The sequence below is a fragment of the Klebsiella pasteurii genome, from assembly GCF_018139045.1.
In the GTDB taxonomy this organism is placed as follows: Bacteria; Pseudomonadota; Gammaproteobacteria; order Enterobacterales; family Enterobacteriaceae; genus Klebsiella; species Klebsiella grimontii.
This window is the reverse complement of the sequence record NZ_CP073236.1, coordinates 4545134-4566572: the sequence shown is the minus strand read 5'-3', so window position 1 is coordinate 4566572 and position 21439 is coordinate 4545134. Positions and strand designations below refer to the sequence as shown.

The following is a 21439-nucleotide window of genomic DNA, read 5'->3' as shown; positions in this document are numbered from 1 at the left end:
CCCGGCAAGCGGACGGAAATCAGTATGGAAAAATGAGAGAAGGCGTTATAGGTTAGTAGTGAGTCCCGTAGCCAAACGCCCCTTCTTTCAGGCAAATTTGTGCCGAGAAAGCTGCTGCTTTTTGCAGGCTATGGGTAATCGCTTCGCGCTTGTTACCCGTAGGTTGGGCCAGAAAATGGCAAACGAAAGCGGTAATAAAAGCATCACCTGCGCCCATTGTATCGACTGGAGTGACGTAATCGGGCGCCTGCTGATACCAATCCTGCCCGTCAAATAAAATCGCGCCTTCATCCCCACGCGTCGCGCAGACAATGCGACTCCCGCTGGCCTGCGCCTGTTGCACAATTTCACGCGTTTGCGCCAGGCTATAGTCAGCGCATGAGAAGAATGCGAAGTCGACGTAACGGCACAACGGCAGCGCCAGCTCCAGTACAAAGTCATCTGAAAAATCGAAAGAGACAGGAATGTTGAGCTTGCGTAACTGAGGTAATTGCGTCTCCATGTAGCTATAACAACCGCTATGGATCAGATCAAACTCACGCAGGTATTGCTCATGCTGAAAAATAAAATCCATCGAAGTTGTCTTACGAATACCCCCGGCGTTCGAACCAAGAAATATCCGTTCTCCCTCTTCGATTTTCAGCTGCGCACAGCCGTTCTCCCCGGCCACCTGCAGACAGTGGGGCCACTTGACGCCAACTTTATCCAGCACCTGCATAACGTGCTCCGCAGCGGCATCATTACCAAAAATCCCCAGATAGGCCGCATTGTGTCCCAACATGGCCGCATAAGCGGCAAAGTTCAACGCATTTCCACCGGGATACATGGTCTGAGTATGGGCGTATTTATCGACGACGTTATCGCCAATTCCAATCACATTCATCATAATTCCCCTTAGTATTCCACCTGCCCCATATAGCGGCGGGTATCCAATGGATGCTGACGAATGTCGGCAAGCGCAGAACGATATTCACACATGATGCTGTAAAACAGCACGGGGTTGAAAAACTCCACGACTGACGGAGGGAGAACCCCGATGCCCAGTTCTTTAGCATCAACGACTTCCACTTTCTCTGCATACTTGGTGAGGAAGACCAAAGCTCGCTCATCCATCGCCCGCGTACGGCCTTCGTTCATTAATAAAATAAACGGCGTCTCTTTATCCGTAACTTCGAAAGGCCCGTGGAAGTACTCACCGGAGTGAATAGGTGCGGCATGTAGCCATTGCATTTCCATTAGTGAGCAGATAGCAAAACCATAAGCATGGCCGTAAGAAGCTCCGCTGGAGAGGATATAGAAGAGTTTTTCATCCTGATATTTTTGGGCAAAACGCTGGCAGCGATCCGCAACCTGCTGACGGCCATGAGCAATGACGCCATTAATTTGGGCCATTCCCTGTTGGAAATCAGCGTAATTATCGAAACCTTCAACCTGCTGCAGCGTATCAACGCACAGATTGAGGATAATCGCCATCGGATTATCGACCACATTGGTATCGTTACCCCAGGCATAGAGTATGTTGTGGTTGGCGTATTCGATCAGCTGTGCCTGAGCGTTGTGAGTCAGCGTAATAGTATGCGCTTGATGGTGCTGTGCAAGCTTAGCCGCAGCGACGGATTCTGGCGTGTTGCCCCCGTGCGAACAGACGATAACCAGCGAATTCTCCCCCAACGTTTTTGGCGTCGCGTAGACAAACTCATTGGCGGTATACATGCCGACATGAAGCGTTGTCGCCTCGCTATCAAGAAAGTATTTAGCCGGATACATATCCACTAATGACCCGCCGCAGGCCACAAGGAACACCTGGCGGATTCCGCCTTTATCTTCTATCTCTTTCGCAACGGCATTAATTATTTCTTTAGTATTCATATAGTAAAAACTCCACATCTCATTATTGATTGTTCAAATTAACGGAAACAACATTAATACGTTATATAACGTATTAATGAGATCGCCATCAAAATTTGCACAATGCGCGCGGTATGAGCGTTTGGCTGAAGCATCAAATGAGAGGGAATAAGAAGTAAAAAATCGCGAATAGCTAGAAAAAACAAAGGCTAGCAATTGTCACAATATGACAATTGCTAGCCTTCGGTAAAAATACGCTCGTCAACTAAACCATCAGCATCTTCACAACCGCTTTGCGCACCTTCGCTGGCGTGCCGACGGCGCACAGCGGCTTATGTACTTCGCCGGGATAGAACACTACAAAATCGCCTTCGCTGAGGATAACGGTTTTTTCCTGCGCCCCCTCCGCCAGGAAAGCGATGTCTTTATCAGCCAGCCAATCGGTATCCGGCGCACCGGCGGGAAGAACGCTAAAGGTCATGCTCTCCTGGCCTTTGAGTACAATCTGGATGTCGAGGTAGCGGGCGTGATACTCGGCGCGGCGGTCGGCCATCGGCTCGGTGGTATCTTCGGAAATGAGATAAAACAGGTTGTTGCCGTCAATATCATGTTTACCCAGCGGCGTCGCGTCGGTGACGTGGGCCTTAACGTGTTCGATAGCCTCGCGTAGAGACGCCGGCAGCCAGCTCTGCAGATGGTGAATGTTCCCAACGATCATAATAACCCCTAATTATAAAACAGCTTTTCATTTTCCGTTTTATACCCCCCTTCGCACTGCCATACCACCTCTTTTTCAGGGTTTTTTGCGTTACCGCACTCTTCTCCAGGCAAACGTTTACCTTTTGTGGATTAATCGCTTGATCCGAAATATGAGCTGCGTATAATGCCACCCGTTTTGCCGGGAGGAATTATGGTTCAGTGTGTACGACATCGCGTCTTACCGCGTCTGAAAACAGGCGCTGGCCTGCCGTTTTTTCTTTCCGTTGCATCCGTATTCGTAAAGCCCCTTATTTAAGGGGCTTTTTTTTTGCCCAGGCGTCAGGAGATAAACATGGCTAATCCGCTGTATCAAAAACATATCATTTCTATAAACGATCTCAGCCGCGAAGACCTTGAACTGGTACTGGCAACCGCAGCAAAGCTCAAAGCCCATCCACAGCCTGAGCTGCTGAAGCATAAAGTGATTGCCAGCTGCTTTTTTGAAGCGTCGACTCGCACCCGCCTGTCGTTTGAAACCTCGATGCATCGCCTGGGCGCCAGCGTGGTCGGTTTCTCGGACAGCAGCAACACCTCGCTGGGCAAGAAAGGCGAAACCCTGGCCGATACCATCTCGGTCATCAGCACCTATGTCGATGCCATCGTCATGCGCCACCCGCAGGAAGGCGCGGCGCGTCTGGCGACCGAATTCTCCGGCGGTATTCCGGTACTCAACGCCGGCGACGGCGCGAACCAGCATCCGACGCAGACCCTGCTGGATCTGTTCACCATTCAGGAGACCCAGGGCCGTCTGGAAAATCTTAACGTGGCGATGGTCGGCGACCTGAAATACGGCCGCACCGTTCACTCCCTGACCCAGGCGCTGGCGAAATTTAACGGCAACCGCTTCTACTTTATCGCGCCGGACGCGCTGGCCATGCCGCAGTACATCCTCGACATGCTCGACGAAAAAGGCATTGCCTGGAGCCTGCATAGCGCCATTGAAGAGGTGATGGAAGAGGTGGACATTCTGTATATGACCCGGGTACAGAAAGAGCGCCTCGACCCATCGGAATATGCCAACGTGAAGGCGCAGTTTGTCCTGCGCGCCGCCGATCTGGAAGGCGCCCGCGCCAATATGAAGGTGCTGCATCCGCTGCCGCGCATTGATGAAATCACCACCGATGTCGATAAAACGCCGCACGCCTGGTACTTCCAGCAGGCAGGCAACGGCATCTTCGCGCGCCAGGCCTTACTGGCACTGGTACTGAATAGCGATCTGGCACTGTAAGGGGAAAAAGAGATGACACACGACAATAAATTACAGGTAGAAGCCATCAAACGTGGCACCGTTATCGACCATATCCCGGCGCAGGTCGGCTTTAAGCTGCTGACCCTGTTCAAACTGACCGAAACGGATCAGCGCATCACCATCGGCCTGAACCTGCCGTCAGGCGAAATGGGCCGCAAAGATTTAATCAAAATCGAAAACACCTTCCTGACCGACGAGCAGGTCAACCAGCTCTCCCTGTACGCGCCGCAGGCTACGGTGAACCGCATTGATGATTATGAAGTGGTCGGTAAATCCCGCCCGCATCTACCGGACCGCATTAACAACGTACTGGTTTGCCCCAACAGCAACTGTATCAGCCACGCCGAGCCGGTGTCCTCCAGCTTTGCGGTGAAGAAACGTGAAAACGATATCGCGCTGAAGTGCAAATATTGTGAAAAAGAATTTTCACATCATGTCGTTCTGGCAAACTAAATGCTTCAGCAGCAGACCCAGAAATGGGTCTGCTAATAAAACGATGCGTTAAATAATCCGCGCAAAGTCAACTCACAGACCGTTTGCAAGATAATCAATATCTCTCACTATACCATCATTTATTATCCAGGTGCCTGACGGTTATATATAATGATTATTGATATTGCTCATTAAATATCACCCGTATTGCTCTCGTTTTTTTCTCTTCATACACTCCAGAACGCTTTCCATTATTTATTAATTAATCACTGGATGAATTATGAAACTGAAGAAAATATCGCTCTATACGGCAACATTATTATTTACCTCCTCAGCATTGGCTCATGGCTATGTAGAATCTCCGCCAAGTCGGGCCTACCAATGTAATACAGGGAAAAACACGGACTGCGGTCCGGTGCAGTGGGAACCGCAAAGCGTTGAGCAAGCAAGCGGTTTTCCTGAAGGCCCGATGCCGCCTGACGGGCAACTGGCCAGCGCGGGTAAAACCAACTTCTCGCAGCTGGATAGCCAGAGCCCGACCCGCTGGTCGAAAACCAGGATAAAGAGCGGTAAAAATAATTTTGTCTGGCACCATTCTGCGCCCCACAGAACCGCTAACTGGCGTTATTACATTACCAAACAAAACTGGGTTCAAAATAAGCCGCTGACGCGCAGCGATTTTGAAAGCAAGCCCTTTTGTCAAATCGCCGGTAACGGCGTAGCGCCGGCAATACAGGTCACCCATTCCTGTAATGTCCCCGAGCGTACCGGCTATCAGGTTATTTATGCCGTGTGGGAAATTGCCGATACGGCAAATAGTTTCTATCAGGCCATTGATGTCGATTTTGGCAGCACCGGCGATGACAGCGCAGACGAATCACTCTGGACAACGCAGCTGTCAGGCCAGCTTACTGGGAAGGATCTCCATGCTGGTGATAAAGTCGTTGCCCATTTCTTTAACGCGAGCGGCGAAGTTTATTCGTTACAAACGGAATTAACGATCGCCAGCGATGCGCAGGGGCAAAACAGCCAATGGTTTTACGATCTGGCGGAAGCCATTAATACCGCGCACGAAGGCAAGCTGCGCGCCGGGGTAAAGGAGGGCGATGGCAATATTAACCCGATCCATGGCGTTAACCAGGTCTATGTGCCGCAAGACAGCGCGGTACAAAGCGTCACGCTGACCTATGCCGAATCGCAGTCAGACGATAGCGCGAAAGAATCTCTGAGCATTACCAACGTCAGCGCAACCAAAATCGAAAACGGGAAAGCGACGGTGACCTTTAACGCCACGGCCAACGGTAAAATGCACCTTACCGCCGCCGTCAGCAATCATGCGGGCACGGAGAAAGGGAGCATTCAGCAAACGGTAGATAATCGCACCCTGACGTTAACTATTCCTCTAAGTCACGTTCAGGCTGGCCATCATATGCTGCGCTACAATGCCAGCAATGAGCAAGGCGCCATCATCGGCCAGGGGGTCATTAACCTGATGCTGGAAGAGAGTGCGCAACCGACGCCAGCGCCTGCGGGCAAGTATGACTACACCTTTCCGGAGCAGCTGAAAAGCTATACGGCAGGCACCCGGGTTTTACAGCCTAAAGACGGCAAAGTGTACCAATGTCGCCCACTCCCCTACAGCGGCTACTGCGTGCAGTGGAGCCAACACGCCAACCAGTACGAACCGGGCGTCGGATCGGCCTGGACGGCGGCATGGACTGAAGTCACCCGCTAATTTCGTTCTGCAGATTCATGCCTTAAGCGGATAGCGCCCTGCGTTATCCGCTGCTCTGCTTCGCAAAATGCGGCCTGTATAATGATAAAGCAGTCAGCACTCTTTATAATGGCCAACGCCAGTCAGATTACCTTTAAATATTTCAGGAGAACTCATGTCTAAAACTATCGCGACGGAAAATGCACCCGCAGCCATCGGCCCGTACGTTCAGGGTGTTGATCTGGGTAATATGATCATCACTTCCGGGCAGATCCCGGTAGACCCGAAAACCGGCAGCGTGCCGGAAGATGTCGCCGCTCAGGCACGTCAGTCGCTGGATAACGTGAAAGCTATCGTAGAAGCCGCGGGCCTGAAAGTTGGCGATATCATTAAAACCACCGTTTTCGTGAAAGATCTGAACGATTTCGCCACCGTTAACGCCGCCTATGAAGCCTTCTTCACCGAGCACAACGCCACCTTCCCGGCGCGCTCCTGCGTAGAAGTGGCGCGTCTGCCGAAAGACGTGAAGATTGAAATTGAAGCGATCGCCATTCGTCGCTAATCGTAGACAGTATGAACAAAGGCAGCCCGTGGCTGCCTTTGTTGTTTCTGCACGTAAAGCGCCTCGCTCACTGCCAGCCGTAGCGACGGCTGTAGAAGCCTTTGACCATCTGCGTCAGCGTCATATAGCCCGCAAGGATCGCAATCAGCCACGGGAAGTAGCTGAGCGGCAGCGCCTGAAGCTGCAGGTAGCCCGCCAGCGGCGAGAACGGCAGCGCAATTCCCACCACCATCACCAGCAGCGTCATCACGATCAGCGGCCAGGCCGCGCGGCTCTGGATAAACGGGATCCGCCGCGTACGGATCATATGCACAATCAGCGTCTGCGACAGCAGGCCAACCACGAACCAGCCGGACTGGAACAGGGTCTGATGTTCTGGCGTGTTGGCGTGGAATACCCACCACATCAGGCAGAACGTCAGAATATCGAATATGGAACTGATCGGCCCAAAGAAGACCATAAAGCGGCCGAGATCCGCCGGGTTCCAGCGCTGCGGTTTACGAATCTGCTCATCGTCCACGTTATCGAACGGGATCGCGACCTGGGATACGTCGTACAGCAGGTTCTGGATCAGCAGATGCAGCGGCAGCATCGGCAGGAACGGCAGGAAGGCGCTGGCCACCAGCACGCTAAAAACGTTACCGAAATTGGAGCTGGCGGTCATTTTGATGTACTTGAGCATATTGGCGAAGGTCCGGCGGCCTTCAATAACCCCCTCCTCCAGCACCATCAGGCTCTTCTCCAGCAGGATGATATCCGCCGCCTCGCGGGCGATATCCACCGCACCGTCGACGGAAATACCGATATCCGCCGCGCGCAGCGCCGGGGCGTCGTTAATGCCGTCGCCCATAAAACCCACCACGTGTCCTTCGCGTTTCAGTAGGGTCACGATACGCTCTTTGTGCAGCGGCGCCAGGCGAGCAAACAGGGTGGTACGTTTTGCCAGTTCGGCCAACTCATCATCGTTCAGCGCTTCAACCTGGCTGCCGATAACCACGTCCCCCGCATCCAGCCCCACTTCGTGGCAGACTTTGGCCGCCACCAGTTCACTGTCGCCAGTGAGGATTTTGACCGTAATGCCGCTGGCCTTCAGCGCCTTGAGCGCCGGGGCGGTAGTCTCTTTCGGCGGGTCAAGGAAGGCGATATAACCTTCGAGGATCAGATCTGACTCATCCGCGCGCTGGTAGTCGCCTTCGCGTGCGGGCAGGTACTTCGTCGCCACCGCCACCACGCGCAATCCCTGGCGGTTGAGGGTGTCGGTGACGCGACGGATGCGCCGTAGCATGGTCTCGTCCAGCGGTACGATGTCGCCGTTATAGCGCACTTGGGTCGAGACGTTGAGGATCTCCTGCAAAGCGCCTTTGCAGATCAGCTGGTGAACGTTGTCCTGCTCCTGCACCACCACCGACATACGGCGACGCTCAAAATCGAACGGGATCTCATCCACTTTTTGCCAGCGTTCCGCCAGCCCGCGCGCTGACTCCAGCTCTACGCCCTCCAGCACCGCGGTATCGAGCAGATTCTTCAGCCCGGTCTGATAGTGGCTATTCAGCCAGGCGGTATGCAGCACCCGTTCGCTCACTTTGCCGGAGACATCGGTGTGATTCTCCAGCACGATTTTATCCTGCGTCAGGGTACCGGTTTTATCGGTGCACAGAATGTCCATCGCGCCAAAGTTCTGTATCGCGTCGAGGTGCTTGACGATCACTTTCTGTTTCGACAGCTTCACCGCCCCGCGCGCCAGGGTCGAGGTGACGATCATCGGCAGCATTTCCGGGGTCAGACCCACCGCGACGGAGAGCGCGAACAGCGCCGCCTCCCACCAGTCGCCTTTGGTGTAGCCGTTAATCAGCAGCACGATCGGCGTCATCACCAGCATAAAGCGGATCAACAGCATGCTGACCCGGCTGATGCCTTTCTGAAAGGCGTTCGGCTCGCTTTCCTGTTCGCTGACGCGACCGGCCAGCTGGCCAAACCAGGTGCCGCCGCCGGTGGCGAAAACGATGGCCTGCGCCGATCCGCTCACTACGTTGGTACCCATAAAGCACAGGGTGTCGCACTCCAGCGGGTTCGTCTGTAGCGGGTCGCGGGTGCGGGTCACCTTTTCGACCGGCAGCGATTCCCCGGTCAGCGAGGCCTGGGCGACAAACAGGTCGCGCGCCTGAATGACGCGCAGATCTGCCGGAATCATGTCTCCCGCCGATAGCTTGACGATATCTCCCGGCACCAGCTGGTCGATGGGCAGCTCGCACCAGCGGCTTTCACCCTGCTCATTCACCACCCGCAGGACCGTCGCGGTGTTGCTGACCATCGCCTTCAGTGCGTCCGCGGCTTTGGTCGAGCGGGCTTCCTGGATAAAGTTCAGCAGCGTGGAGATCCCCACCATCAGGGCGATAACCGCCGCGGCAAACAGATCCTCCGTCGAGTAGGAGACGATACCCAGAACGGTCAGCAGCAGATTGAAAGGATTGCGGTAGCAGCTCCACAGATGCACCCACCACGGCGACGGCTTCTGCGCCGGGATCTGGTTTTCGCCATACTGTGCGATTTTCTGCGCCACTTCGCCTTCGTTTAGCCCTTCTGGATGACTGGCGAAAGCGCGCCAGATTTCATTCTCATCCATTGCCGCCACGTTCAGGCACTGCTTGCCGAGAGAATCCGGGATCGGCGCGCTCGCCAAATTGCGAGCATCGGGTAGCGGATCGCGTTGCACTAAACGATGCGGTAAATGGCGGCCAAGCTGGGCAAACAGCTGGCGGGTAAAATTTTTCAACATAAACAGTCCCTCCGCGCTCGCGCGAGCGAACGCAGCGCAACCGACAGGCGCGAGTAAACCTTACCTGTCAGGCATATTATTTTTATGGCAGGGACATCAAGGACGTCGCTGCTTTACGCTTCCGGTAAAGCAACGCTAAGCGGGATTACCGGAAAAAAAGATGGCTCCATCGAGGATCGGGAGTGGGTTCGGGGTCCATAAAATCTCCGGTAAATGAATACAAACGGCGCGAATTATATCGTCACCGATACTCTATTTGTGGCTATTATGGCGATGATACCCCCGGGTAGCTAAACCAGACGTAAACCAGACTTTGCTCATTGTGGTTTCCTTGAGTAGCATTAGGCTCACTTTAATCGGACCACAACGAGAACCCTGCATGCAAAACCGGCTGACCATCAAAGATATCGCGCGCTTAAGCGGCGTCGGGAAATCGACGGTATCCCGCGTGCTTAATAACGAAAGCGGCGTTAGCGAACGCACCCGCGAACGGGTCGAAGCGGTGATGCAACAGCATGGATTTTCGCCTTCGCGCTCCGCCAGGGCGATGCGTGGTCAAAGCGACAAAGTCGTGGCGATTATCGTCACCCGCCTGGATTCACTCTCAGAAAATCTTGCCGTGCAAACCATGCTTCCGGCTTTTTACGAGCAGGGCTACGATCCGATTATGATGGAGAGCCAATTCTCTCCGGCGCTGGTCGAGGAGCATCTCGGCATGCTCGCCCGGCGCAATATCGATGGCGTGGTGCTGTTTGGTTTTACCGGCATTCATGAAGAGATGCTCACCCCGTGGCGGGAGACGCTGGTGCTGCTGGCCCGCGACGCGCCCGGAATCGCCTCCGTCTGCTATGACGATGAAGGGTCGATCAGGATGCTGATGCAGCGCCTTTACGAGCGTGGACATCGCCATATCAGCTTCCTCGGCGTGCCGCATAGCGACGTGACCACCGGGCAGCGCCGCCACCAGGCCTACCTCGATTTCTGTCAGAAAAAACGCCTCACTCCCCTCGCCGCGCTGCCGGGTCTGGGCATGAAACAGGGCTACGAAAGCGTCGCTGAGGTGCTGTCGGCAGAGACCAGCGCGCTGGTCTGCGCAACCGATACTCTCGCGCTGGGGGCCAGCAAGTATCTCCAGCAGCAGGGAATCGATCGTCTCCAGCTTGCCAGCGTTGGCAGCACGCCGCTGATGAAGTTTCTCCACCCGGAGATCCTGACGGTCGATCCCGGCTATGCCGAATCCGGACGCCAGGCGGCACAGCAGCTGATCGAGCAGATCGCCGGCAACCGTGAGCCCCGTCAAATCGTGATTCCCGCCGTACTGAATTAACCCCGCAGGAACGATTTATGTGATCTTCACTGCGTTTCGGGAACGTTCCCATTTTGCAATTTAAGCGGAGCGAGTAGGATCCGTCTCAAGTTAAATGCAACCTCTCCCCTCGGTCATGAGGCCTCATCATGAGTAAAGTGAATCAGCAGGACATCGATAAACTTATCGAACTGGTGGGCGGGCGCGACAATATCGCCACCGTCAGCCACTGTATTACCCGTTTGCGCTTTGTGCTGAATAATCCGGCCATCGCCAAACCGAAAGACATTGAACAGCTACGCATGGTGAAGGGCTGCTTTACCAACGCCGGACAGTTCCAGGTGGTGATCGGCACCGAGGTTGGCGACTACTATAAAGCGCTTCTGGCGACTACCGGCCAGGCCAGCGCCGACAAAGAGCAGGCCAAAAAAGCCGCGCGGCAGAATATGAAATGGCATGAACAGCTCATTTCACACTTCGCGGAGATCTTCTTCCCGCTGCTGCCTGCGCTGATCAGCGGCGGCCTGATCTTAGGCTTCCGCAACGTGATCGGCGATCTGCCGATGAGCAACGGCCAGACGCTGGCGCAAATGCACCCGTCGCTGAAAACTATTTATGACTTCCTGTGGCTGATTGGCGAGGCGATCTTCTTCTACCTGCCGGTGGGTATCTGCTGGTCCGCGGTCAAGAAAATGGGCGGCACGCCGATCCTCGGCATCGTGCTGGGCGTCACGCTGGTCTCTCCGCAGCTGATGAACGCCTACCTGCTGGGCCAGCAGGTGCCGGAAGTCTGGAACTTTGGTCTGTTCACCATTGAGAAGGTCGGCTACCAGGCGCAGGTTATCCCGGCCCTGCTGGCGGGACTGGCGCTTGGCTTTATCGAAACGCGGCTGAAACGCATCGTGCCTGACTATCTCTATCTGGTGATCGTACCAGTCTGTTCGCTGATTCTGGCAGTCTTCCTCGCGCACGCTTTTATCGGCCCGTTTGGCCGCATGATTGGCGACGGCGTGGCCTGGGCCGTGCGTCATCTGCTAACCGGCAGCTTCGCGCCGATTGGCGCCGCGCTGTTCGGCTTCCTGTACGCGCCGCTGGTGATTACCGGGGTTCATCAGACCACGCTCGCCATCGATATGCAGATGATACAGAGCATGGGCGGGACGCCGGTATGGCCGCTGATTGCGCTGTCCAACATTGCCCAGGCGTCGGCGGTCGTGGGAATCATCATCGCCAGCCGTAAACAGAACGAACGTGAAATCTCCGTTCCGGCCGCCATTTCCGCCTACCTCGGCGTCACGGAACCGGCCATGTACGGTATCAACCTGAAGTACCGCTTCCCGATGCTGTGCGCGATGGTCGGTTCCGGTCTTGCCGGGCTGCTGTGCGGCCTGAACGGCGTGATGGCCAACGGTATCGGCGTCGGCGGCCTGCCGGGCATCCTCTCTATCCAGCCAACCTACTGGCAGGTTTACGCGCTGGCGATGGCCATCGCCGTAGTGGTACCGATTGTCCTGACGACGGTCGTTTACCAGCGCAAATTCCGCCAGGGCACCTTACAGATTGTCTGACTTCTTATTTTCGGGGCGCCCAGGCGCTCCCTTGCTGTAGCAGGAACGTGATATGAATACCCTTCCCCTCTGGTGGCAAAACGGCGTTATTTATCAAATCTATCCGAAGAGTTTCCAGGACACCACCGGTACCGGAACCGGCGATCTGCGCGGCGTCACCTCCCGCCTCGACTATCTGCAAAAGCTCGGCGTGGACGCCATATGGCTGACGCCGTTCTACGTCTCGCCACAGGTGGATAATGGTTACGACGTCGCCAACTATACCGCTATCGACCCAACCTACGGCACGCTGGACGATTTCGACGAACTGGTCACTCAGGCGCACGATCGCGGGATCCGCATCGTGCTGGATATGGTGCTGAACCACACTTCGACCGAACACGCGTGGTTCCGCGAAGCGCTCAATAAAGAGAGTCCGTATCGCCAGTTCTATATCTGGCGCGACGGCGAACCCACCACGCCGCCCAACAACTGGCGCTCAAAATTTGGCGGTAACGCCTGGCAGTGGCACGCCGAAAGCGAGCAGTACTATCTGCATCTGTTCGCCATTGAGCAGGCGGACCTGAACTGGGAAAACCCGGCGGTACGCGCGGAGCTGAAAAAAGTGTGCGAGTTCTGGGCCGATCGCGGCGTCGACGGCCTGCGCCTCGATGTGGTCAATTTGATCTCCAAAGACCAGACCTTTCCGTCCGATACGGATGGCGACGGCCGCCGCTTCTATACCGACGGTCCGCGAGCGCACGAATTTTTGCAGGAGATGAGCCGCGATGTCTTCACCCCGCGCAACCTGATGACGGTCGGCGAAATGTCCTCCACCACGCTTGAGCATTGCCAGAAGTACGCGGCGCTCGACGGCGGTGAGCTATCGATGACCTTTAACTTCCACCATCTGAAGGTGGACTATCCCGGCGGCGAGAAGTGGACGCTGGCGCGCCCGGATTTTGTGGCCTTGAAAGCGCTGTTCAGGCACTGGCAGCAGGGGATGCACAATCGCGCGTGGAACGCGCTGTTCTGGTGTAACCACGACCAGCCGCGCATCGTCTCCCGCTTCGGGGACGAGGGTGAATACCGCGTCCCGGCGGCGAAAATGCTGGCGATGGTGCTCCACGGTATGCAGGGCACGCCCTATATCTATCAGGGCGAAGAGATCGGCATGACGAATCCGCACTTTACGCGCATTACCGATTATCGCGACGTTGAGAGCCACAACATGTTCATCGAACGCGCGGCGCAGGGCCAGGATCCGGATGAACTTCTGGCGATTCTGGCCAGTAAATCGCGCGATAACAGCCGTACGCCAATGCAGTGGAACAGCGCCGATAACGGCGGTTTTAGCGCAGGCGAGCCGTGGATTGCGCTGTGCGATAACTATCGCGAGATCAACGCCGAAGCGGCGCTGGCGGACCCGGAATCGGTGTTTTATACCTATCAGCAGCTGATTGCGTTGCGCAAGAGCGCGCCAGTGCTGACCTGGGGCGACTATCAGGACCTGCTGCCGGAACATCCGTCCCTGTGGTGCTATCGCCGTCAGTGGCAAGGGCAAACGCTGGTGGTCGTGGCGAACCTGAGCCGCGAGTTCCAGCGCTGGCAGCCGGAAGCGATGAGCGGCGAATGGGGGATGCTGATGAGCAACTACGCGGAAGCGGCAAACCGTCCTGCCGATATGACCCTACGTCCGTTTGAAGCGGTATGGTGGCTGCAGGAGTAACCCCTCCCCGGCTTGCGCTGAGAGTCCCGGGTCGCGCTGCGCTTACCCGGGCTACAGGTTCACCATCGTCTGCGAGCCAGTAGCCCGGACAGGCGCGTCAAGCGCCGCCTCCGGGAATATGCTTTAAATACGATCGGCCGCAGACAGCGTCGCGCTGGCTTCCGGCTGCGCTGACGCCTGCTCTTCTTTTGCCTTCAGGCGATCCCATGCCCGGAAGAACGGATAGTAGATCACCAGCGAGATCGCCAGGTTCACCACCTGCAGCACCGCACCGGAAACGTGCCCTCCGGTCGCCAGATAGCCACTCATAAAAATAGGCGTGGTAAACGGCAGCGCAATCCCCGCCGGCTTCATCACCAGCCCGGTGGCCATCGCGGTATACGAGACAATCACCAACAGGACTGGCGTCAAAATAAACGGCAGGAAGAAGTACGGGTTCATCACCAGCGGAATGCCGAATACCATCGGCTCGCTGATATTGAACAGCGCCCCCGGCGCGGCAATTTTCCCTAGCTGTTTCATCTGCTGGCTACGGCTGCGCAGCAGCATAAAAATCACCAGCCCCAGCAGCGCCCCGGTACCGCCGGGCGCAATCCACAGGTCATAAAACTGCTGGGTGATGATATGCGGGATCGGCAGCCCATTCTGAAACGCTTCCAGGTTCTCCGACATATTCGACAGCCAGACCGGGCGAATAAACACCAGCACAATGGTGTCGCCGTGCAGCCCCAGGGTCCACAGGATGCCAATCAGGATCACTGAGATAATCATCCCCGGCAGCGAACCGCCGACGTGCGACATCGGAATACCAATCAGCGTGGTGATCATGCTATTGATATCACCGAACGGCGAGGCTTCGACGATCAGGCGCAGCGCCAGCACCACGGCCAGCACGCAGAAGCCGGGGATCAGGGCGAGAAAAGATTTCGCCACCGCGGGCGGTACGCCATCTGGCATGCGGATCACCAGATTACGGCTGGCCACCAGGCGGTAGATCTCCGTGGAAAGCAGCGAAATCACAATCGCCACAAACAGTCCCTGGCTGCCAATCATCCCTACCGGCAGCACGCCTTTGACGATTTGCGCCGCCGAGCCATCTGCCGGTGTAAAAAGCGTCACCTGCGGGATCGTCATCACAAACGCCACCAGCGACATCGCCCCGGCGCTGAGCGGGTCCAGGGTGCGATATTTTTCCGCCAGCCGGTAGGCAATGCCGAAGGCCGAAAGCAGCGCCATGATGTCATAGGTCGCTTTGACCGGGTACAGCATTTTGTCGCGCCAGGCATCGCCAAATACGCTGGCCATCATCTCACCGTAGCCTGGAATCGGCAGGTAGGCGAATATCAGGAAAAACGAACCAATCAGCATAAACGGCATATTGAGAATAATGCCGTCGCGTACCGACAGGACATGCTTCTGACCGCCGATTTTCAGCGCGGCGGGCATGACATAGCGTTCAATAAATGAAGTACGAGACATAGTGATATCCCCGAAGGCGGAAAAGTTTAGTTAAACTGCGTTAACCAGGGGCGGTTGATGGTTAACACCTCATCAAGCAGCGCCCGGGCATCGGTCACATTCCCAACCAGCGGGTTACTTACCAGCGCCAGCAGCGCGCTATCCCGGCAGCCGTGAACCGCGGCCTCAATCGTCAAGCGCTCGAAGGCTTTCACCTGTTGCGTCAGTCCGTTCATGATCGGCGACAGCGCGCCAAAGGCCAGCGGTCGTGCGCCCTGCGCGTCAATAATGCTGTTAATTTCCACCACCGCATCATCATCGAAGCCGTGGATCGCGCCGTTGTTGCGGGTGTTGACGACCATCTCTTTGCCAAGATTGTTGTAAATGGCGTTAATCAGCTCCACCGCCACTTCGGAGTAGTAGGCCCCACCGCGAAAGCTCAGCTGTTCGGGCTTTTCATCCAGCTCAGGCCGGGCATAAATATCAAACAGCTCCTGTTCCACCTTCATCACCTGTTCCGCGCGGGTGCCTTTGGTTTTCGCCGCCTCAATCTCTTCCGCCAGCATGGCTGGCGTCAGCCAGAAATAGCGGTGATAGGGACAGGGAATCGCCTTCAGGGCCCGCAGAAACTCCGCCGGCCACGGCAACGATTTAATATTGTTCATCGACAGTGATTGACCGTCGCACAGCATGTCGAGAACCTTACCGGTGACATCCTCCCGCCCCTGCATCACCTTGTGTACCCAGACCATATGATTTAACCCGGCGAAGCTCAGCCTGACCTCCTCTGCCTTTGCCTCCAGCATGCCGGCGATCATATGCTGCATGTTGATGGGCACGTTGCACAGGCCGATGATTTTAGCGCTGCTGTAGCGGCTCACCGCCTCCGTCACGATCCCCGCTGGATTGGTAAAGTTGAGGATAAAGGCGTCGGGTGCCAGCGCCTCAACTTTGCGCGCGACCTGCAAGATCACCGGAATGGTGCGCAGCGCCTTAGCAAAGCCGCCGATGCCGGTGGTTTCCTGGCCCAGGAGGTTATATTTCAGCCCCAAACGCTCATCCGCCGCCCGCGCCGCCAGCTGACCCACCCGCAGCTGGGTCAGGACGAATTTAGCACCGCGAATGGCCTCATCCAGGCTGAAATGCACGCTAACCTTAACCTGTTCGAGACCATGGCGCTTTAGCATACGCTGGGCCAGCCCGGCGATAATCGCCACTTTCTCACGCCCGGCTTCGACATCGACCAGCGCCAGTTCCGTGACCGGAATCTGCTGATGGCGAAGGATAATGCCTTCGATAAGTTCCGGCGTATAGCTGCTGCCGCCGCCGATGACGGCAATTTTCAATGTTTGCATAGTGGCCTCATTTTTGGCGTACAGATCCCCGCGCAAGGCCGCAGCGGCTTTGCGAAATGAACGCGTTGATGGGAAAGCGTTAGTGGTTCAGCAGAGCGAGCGCTTTATCAAGGACGGCGGCCCCGCGCATCATGCCGTAATCTGCCATATCGATTACCGCAACGGCTTTCCCGTGCGGGGCAGCAAGCTCAGTCAATCGGGCCGCTTCGTACTTCACCTGCGGCCCCAGTAAAATCACGTCGGCATTCGGCAACTCGCGTTCAAACTCGGCGACGGGCACGGCATAAATTTCCAGCGCCAGCGCGCGCTGCTGCGCCTCGGTTTTCATTTTGTTAACCAGCATGCTGGTGGACATTCCGGCGGCGCAGCACAGGACGATACGTGGCATAATTCCTCCCAATGGGTTTTGCTTGAGCGAGTGCTAAATAAGCACCATCGACTATAGGGCGAGGTGCGGGTATCGGTGAAGGCTATATGAAAATTTTTTTCACGTACGTGATCGAGGCGTTATTTTTCGCCTCTTTACCCCGGCATAAAAGCGAAACCGGTCATAATCTCAGGCATTGCGGGTGATTAAGTGGTATAAAAAGCCATCATTATTTGAAAAACATTTTCAATCAGGCGGTGGCGGAGAAAGAGGCTGAAAGCATGGATATCGTAGGGCAGTTACAGGAAGGCATGACGCGCTTTAGCGCTCAGGAATCAAGAGTCGCGGCATTTATTCTGCAGAATTTAAGCTTTACCGCCAGCGCTTCGATTGATGAACTGGCGGTGCGCGCTGGCGTGAGCGCAGCCACAATTACCCGCTTTGCCCGCTCCGTCGGCTGCGAGGATATTCGTGATTTGCGCAAGCAGCTGGCGCAGGCCTGCGAACGTCGCACCAGTTGGCTAAACGAGGAGAGCGCCGCGCTGCCGGCCGCGTGGCGCGACAAGTTAAGCCTGATTAGCGCAAATCTGGAGCAGCAGCTGGTCAGCACGCCCGAATCGACGCTGCAAAAGCTACGCACGCGCCTACAAAATGCCCGCGCCGTGCACTGTTTCGCCCTCGGCGCGCAGGATATCGCGCTGGCGACGCTGCTTCAGCACCAGCTGCTCTCCATCGGTATCGTGATTAATCTCTGCCAGGACAGCGCCCTGATGCGGATGGTAGCCAGTACCCTCAGCGACGATCATCTCCTGCTGGTGCTGGCAACCGGCGAGGCCGACGCGATTTTGCAGGGCGCTACCCTGCTGGCCCGGGTACAGGAAGCGACGATTTTCGCTCTCACTCCGGCCAACCACGCGTTGAGCAATATGGCCTCCGCGCTGTTGCCTCTGCCTGAGAATGCGCAGGCCGCGCGTTACGCCCTGCTGCTGCTGGTCGACCTGCTTAACGACGCGCTGCTCGCCTGACGTTATCCCTTTCAGGCCTGAATTTACTGCGTTCAGGCCCCATTTCTGCTTATTTTATAAGCGGATAAATTTACATTAAGCGCAAGTGCCCATCATTCCTGCTCTCCTCTTTTTACTTTGTTCTGCATCAATAAAATTGCAAACATCTTTGATGCAAAGCACTACATATAGAACTTAAAATGCGCCCCGGCCCCACATATTGTATTAATAGTCTATTATGTCACCACGCCCATCGTACTCAGGCGGTGATGGGATGTGGATAAAAAGGGCCGGGATCGGAGGGAAACGGCGGCAGCTATAGCGCCTCGTGGCTTCGATTGACCTTCCGCCTCTGTGGATAACCTGTTCTGTAAAAATTATGGAGTGATCATGACACCGCATGTGATGAAACGCGATGGCTGTAAAGTGCCGTTCAAGTCAGAGCGCATAAATGAAGCAATTCTACGTGCAGCTAAAGCAGCGGGAGTCGATGACGCAGACTATTGCGCCACCGTCGCAGAAGTCGTTAGCCAGCAAATGCAGGGCCGCGCCCAGGTGGATATCAGCGAGATCCAGACCGCGGTTGAGAACCAACTGATGTCCGGTCCGTACAAGCAGCTGGCGCGCGCCTACATTGAATATCGCCACGACCGCGATAGCCAACGTGAAAAGCGCGGTCGTCTGAACCAGGAAATTCGCGGCCTGGTTGAGCAGACCAACTCGGCGTTACTCAACGAGAACGCCAACAAAGACAGCAAAGTCATCCCTACCCAGCGCGATCTGCTGGCAGGTATCGTCGCCAAGCACTACGCGCGCCAGCACCTGCTGCCGCATGACGTGGTGATGGCCCACGAGCGCGGCGTGATCCACTATCACGATCTCGACTACTCTCCGTTCTTCCCGATGTTCAACTGTATGCTGATCGATCTTAAAGGCATGCTGACCCAGGGATTTAAAATGGGTAACGCCGAGATTGAGCCGCCGAAGTCAATCTCTACCGCTACCGCGGTGACGGCGCAGATTATCGCTCAGGTCGCCAGCCATATTTATGGCGGTACGACCATCAACCGCATCGATGAAGTACTGGCGCCGTTTGTTACCGAAAGCTTCAATAAGCACCGTAAAATTGCCGAAGAGTGGCACATCCCCGATGCCGAAGGCTACGCCCGTTCCCGCACCGAGAAAGAGTGCTACGACGCCTTCCAGTCGCTGGAATATGAAGTGAACACCCTGCATACCGCCAACGGTCAGACGCCGTTCGTGACCTTCGGTTTTGGCCTTGGCACCAGTTGGGAATCGCGCCTGATTCAGCAGTCCATTCTGCGCAACCGCATCGCGGGCCTCGGTAAAAATCGCAAAACGGCGGTGTTCCCGAAGCTGGTCTTCGCCATTCGCGACGGCCTGAACCACAAGTTCGGCGATGCGAACTACGACATTAAACAGCTGGCGCTGGAGTGCGCGAGCAAGCGTATGTACCCGGACATCCTCAACTACGATCAGGTAGTGAAGGTGACCGGCTCGTTCAAAACGCCGATGGGCTGCCGCAGCTTCCTCGGCGTGTGGGAAAACGAGGACGGCGAACAGGTGCACGATGGCCGCAATAACCTCGGCGTTATCAGCCTCAACCTGCCGCGCATCGCGCTGGAAGCGAAGGGCGACGAAACCGAGTTCTGGAAACTGCTCGACGAACGCCTGCAGCTGGCGCGTAAAGCGCTAATGACCCGTATCGCCCGCCTGGAAGGGGTGAAGGCTCGCGTGGCGCCGATTCTGTATATGGAAGGGGCCTGCGGCGTGCGTCTGAAAGCGGACGACGACGTTTCAGAGATTTTCAAAAACGGCCGCGCGTCAATTTCGCTGGGCTATATCGGCATCCATGAAACCATCAACGCGCTGTTCGGCAACAAGCATATGTACGATAGCGCAGCGCTGCGTGAGAAAGGCGTCGCCATCGTTCAGCGCCTGCGCGAAGCGGTAGATCAGTGGAAAGACGAGACGGGCTATGGATTTAGCCTGTACAGCACGCCGAGCGAAAACCTCTGCGACCGCTTCTGCCGTCTCGATACCGCTGAGTTCGGCGTCATTGAAGGCGTGACCGATAAAGGGTATTACACCAACAGCTTCCACCTTGACGTGGAGAAGAAGGTGAACCCTTACGACAAAATCGATTTTGAAGCGCCTTATCCGCCGCTGGCTAACGGGGGCTTTATTTGCTACGGCGAGTACCCGAATATTCAGCACAACCTGAGAGCGCTGGAAGACGTCTGGGATTACAGCTATCAGCACGTACCCTATTACGGAACCAATACGCCCATCGATGAGTGCTATGAGTGCGGCTTTACCGGCGAGTTCGAGTGCACCAGCAAAGGCTTCACCTGTCCGAAATGCGGCAACCACGATGCTTCTCGCGTATCGGTAACCCGCCGCGTGTGCGGCTATCTCGGGAGCCCGGACGCGCGTCCGTTCAACGCCGGCAAGCAGGAAGAAGTGAAGCGCCGCGTGAAGCATCTGGGTAACGGGCAGATCGGTTAATTCCGCGCGATTTAGCCCCTAACCTTCTCCCCAACGGGGAGAGGGTACCGACCAGTCGCCGTTTGGCCATTCCCGGATCGCGGCGCAAAGCGCCTTATCCGGGCTACAACCGCGTATGCGGCTTTTCGTAGCCCGGCCGAGCGCAGCGACGCCGGGAGCCGTTCCCTTTACAAATGCAAAGCCCCTCCGTTTTCGCAAAGCAATTAGCGTCAGAGCAAGGCGGCAAACGAGGGAATCCCCGGGAGCGTACATTAAGTACGTGACTGGGGTGAGCGAGCGCAGCCAACGCGGCTATGGCGTTAATTGAGAAGCGAAAAAATGAATTACCATCAGTACTACCCGGTAGATATTGTTAACGGTCCGGGCACCCGCTGCACCCTGTTTGTCTCCGGCTGCGTTCACGAATGCCCCGGCTGCTACAACAAAAGCACCTGGCGGCTAAATTCCGGCATGCCGTTTACCCCCGAGATGGCCGACCGCATCATTGCCGACCTCAACGACACGCGCGTTAAGCGCCAGGGGATCACCCTCTCCGGCGGCGACCCGCTGCATCCGCAGAACGTCCCGGAGATCCTTAAGCTGGTGCAGCGCGTTCGCGCCGAGTGCCCCGGTAAAGACATCTGGGTATGGACCGGCTACACGCTTTCCGAACTTAACGATGCGCAGATGCAGGTGGTGGATCTCATCAACGTGCTGGTTGATGGCAAATTTGTGCAGGATCTCAAAGACCCGGCGCTAATCTGGCGCGGCAGCAGCAACCAGGTGGTGCATCACCTGAGATAGCCTCCCGCTACAGCCGTTTAT

Annotated in this window: 19 protein-coding genes; 11 read left to right on the top strand and 8 right to left on the bottom strand. The window is 56.1% G+C overall.

Going from position 1 to position 21439, the window contains the following annotated elements; all coding sequences use genetic code 11:
* Window positions 1-52: 52 nt before the first annotated feature.
* The 3 genes from KCG39_RS21480 to KCG39_RS21470 form a co-directional block, all read right to left on the bottom strand.
* Window positions 53-883, bottom strand: coding sequence for a PfkB family carbohydrate kinase (locus KCG39_RS21480; protein ID WP_032742019.1), 831 nt, complete (start codon window positions 881-883; stop codon window positions 53-55).
* Window positions 884-894: 11 nt separating this feature from the next.
* Window positions 895-1869: an SIS domain-containing protein gene (locus KCG39_RS21475; RefSeq protein ID WP_004128265.1), complete on the bottom strand. Its 975-nt coding sequence runs from the start codon at window positions 1867-1869 to the stop codon at window positions 895-897.
* 244 nt (window positions 1870-2113) lie between these two features.
* Entirely contained in the window at window positions 2114-2566 is a 453-nt protein-coding gene (locus tag KCG39_RS21470) for a YhcH/YjgK/YiaL family protein (protein WP_004128263.1), read from the bottom strand.
* A 192-nt stretch (window positions 2567-2758) separates the two neighbouring features.
* On the opposite strand from KCG39_RS21470, the gene KCG39_RS21465 reads away from it, so the two are divergent.
* The 5 genes from KCG39_RS21465 (at window position 2759) to ridA (ending at window position 6564) form a co-directional block, all read left to right on the top strand.
* Window positions 2759-2863 (top strand): pyrBI operon leader peptide, encoded by a 105-nt coding sequence (locus KCG39_RS21465; RefSeq protein ID WP_009652331.1) that lies wholly within the window; start codon window positions 2759-2761, stop codon window positions 2861-2863.
* Between the two features lie 36 nt (window positions 2864-2899).
* Entirely contained in the window at window positions 2900-3835 is a 936-nt protein-coding gene (pyrB, locus tag KCG39_RS21455; RefSeq protein WP_004098118.1) for an aspartate carbamoyltransferase, read from the top strand.
* 12 nt (window positions 3836-3847) lie between these two features.
* Entirely contained in the window at window positions 3848-4309 is a 462-nt protein-coding gene (gene pyrI, locus KCG39_RS21450; protein ID WP_004128261.1) for an aspartate carbamoyltransferase regulatory subunit, read from the top strand.
* A gap of 259 nt (window positions 4310-4568) precedes the next feature.
* Window positions 4569-6023, top strand: a complete 1455-nt coding sequence (gbpA, locus tag KCG39_RS21445) for an N-acetylglucosamine-binding protein GbpA (protein ID WP_211811470.1) — start codon at window positions 4569-4571, stop codon at window positions 6021-6023.
* 154 nt (window positions 6024-6177) lie between these two features.
* Window positions 6178-6564 (top strand): 2-iminobutanoate/2-iminopropanoate deaminase, encoded by a 387-nt coding sequence (ridA, locus tag KCG39_RS21440; protein WP_049114569.1) that lies wholly within the window; start codon window positions 6178-6180, stop codon window positions 6562-6564.
* A gap of 67 nt (window positions 6565-6631) precedes the next feature.
* Here the strand turns inward: ridA and mgtA are convergent, their stop codons facing one another.
* Both mgtA and mgtL read right to left on the bottom strand, forming a co-directional pair.
* Window positions 6632-9340, bottom strand: a complete 2709-nt coding sequence (gene mgtA, locus KCG39_RS21435) for a magnesium-translocating P-type ATPase (RefSeq protein ID WP_004128253.1) — start codon at window positions 9338-9340, stop codon at window positions 6632-6634.
* A 145-nt stretch (window positions 9341-9485) separates the two neighbouring features.
* On the bottom strand, window positions 9486-9539 hold the full coding sequence (gene mgtL, locus KCG39_RS28110) for a mgtA regulatory leader peptide MgtL (protein WP_219192905.1): 54 nt from the start codon (window positions 9537-9539) through the stop codon (window positions 9486-9488).
* A gap of 180 nt (window positions 9540-9719) precedes the next feature.
* Here mgtL and treR point away from each other — a divergent pair, with 180 nt between their 5' ends.
* The 3 genes from treR (at window position 9720) to treC (ending at window position 13922) form a co-directional block, all read left to right on the top strand.
* On the top strand, window positions 9720-10667 hold the full coding sequence (treR, locus tag KCG39_RS21430; RefSeq protein ID WP_004128250.1) for a trehalose operon repressor TreR: 948 nt from the start codon (window positions 9720-9722) through the stop codon (window positions 10665-10667).
* Between the two features lie 128 nt (window positions 10668-10795).
* The gene (gene treB / locus KCG39_RS21425; protein ID WP_004128239.1) at window positions 10796-12214 is read left to right on the top strand and encodes a PTS trehalose transporter subunit IIBC; all 1419 of its coding nucleotides are present in this window, start codon (window positions 10796-10798) and stop codon (window positions 12212-12214) included.
* Window positions 12215-12266: 52 nt separating this feature from the next.
* Entirely contained in the window at window positions 12267-13922 is a 1656-nt protein-coding gene (gene treC, locus KCG39_RS21420; RefSeq protein WP_004128236.1) for an alpha,alpha-phosphotrehalase, read from the top strand.
* A gap of 123 nt (window positions 13923-14045) precedes the next feature.
* Here treC and celB read toward each other — a convergent pair whose 3' ends face one another.
* The 3 genes from celB to KCG39_RS21405 form a co-directional block, all read right to left on the bottom strand.
* Window positions 14046-15401, bottom strand: a complete 1356-nt coding sequence (gene celB, locus KCG39_RS21415; protein WP_004128234.1) for a PTS cellobiose transporter subunit IIC — start codon at window positions 15399-15401, stop codon at window positions 14046-14048.
* A 26-nt stretch (window positions 15402-15427) separates the two neighbouring features.
* Window positions 15428-16735 carry a 6-phospho-beta-glucosidase gene (locus KCG39_RS21410; protein ID WP_142468500.1) on the bottom strand — a complete coding sequence of 436 codons (1308 nt, stop codon included), beginning with the start codon at window positions 16733-16735 and terminating at the stop codon, window positions 15428-15430.
* A gap of 79 nt (window positions 16736-16814) precedes the next feature.
* A complete protein-coding gene (locus KCG39_RS21405) occupies window positions 16815-17078 on the bottom strand; it encodes a PTS sugar transporter subunit IIB (protein WP_232391401.1) in 264 nt (87 codons plus the stop codon).
* 305 nt (window positions 17079-17383) lie between these two features.
* Between KCG39_RS21405 and KCG39_RS21400 the strand changes: the two genes are divergently transcribed.
* From KCG39_RS21400 to nrdG, 3 genes are all read left to right on the top strand, one after another.
* Window positions 17384-18127, top strand: a complete 744-nt coding sequence (locus KCG39_RS21400) for a MurR/RpiR family transcriptional regulator (protein ID WP_049113515.1) — start codon at window positions 17384-17386, stop codon at window positions 18125-18127.
* A gap of 369 nt (window positions 18128-18496) precedes the next feature.
* Window positions 18497-20635 (top strand): anaerobic ribonucleoside-triphosphate reductase, encoded by a 2139-nt coding sequence (gene nrdD, locus KCG39_RS21395; protein ID WP_004128226.1) that lies wholly within the window; start codon window positions 18497-18499, stop codon window positions 20633-20635.
* Window positions 20636-20953: 318 nt separating this feature from the next.
* Window positions 20954-21418 (top strand): anaerobic ribonucleoside-triphosphate reductase-activating protein, encoded by a 465-nt coding sequence (nrdG, locus tag KCG39_RS21390; RefSeq protein ID WP_004128223.1) that lies wholly within the window; start codon window positions 20954-20956, stop codon window positions 21416-21418.
* The last annotated feature ends 21 nt before the right edge of the window (window positions 21419-21439 follow it).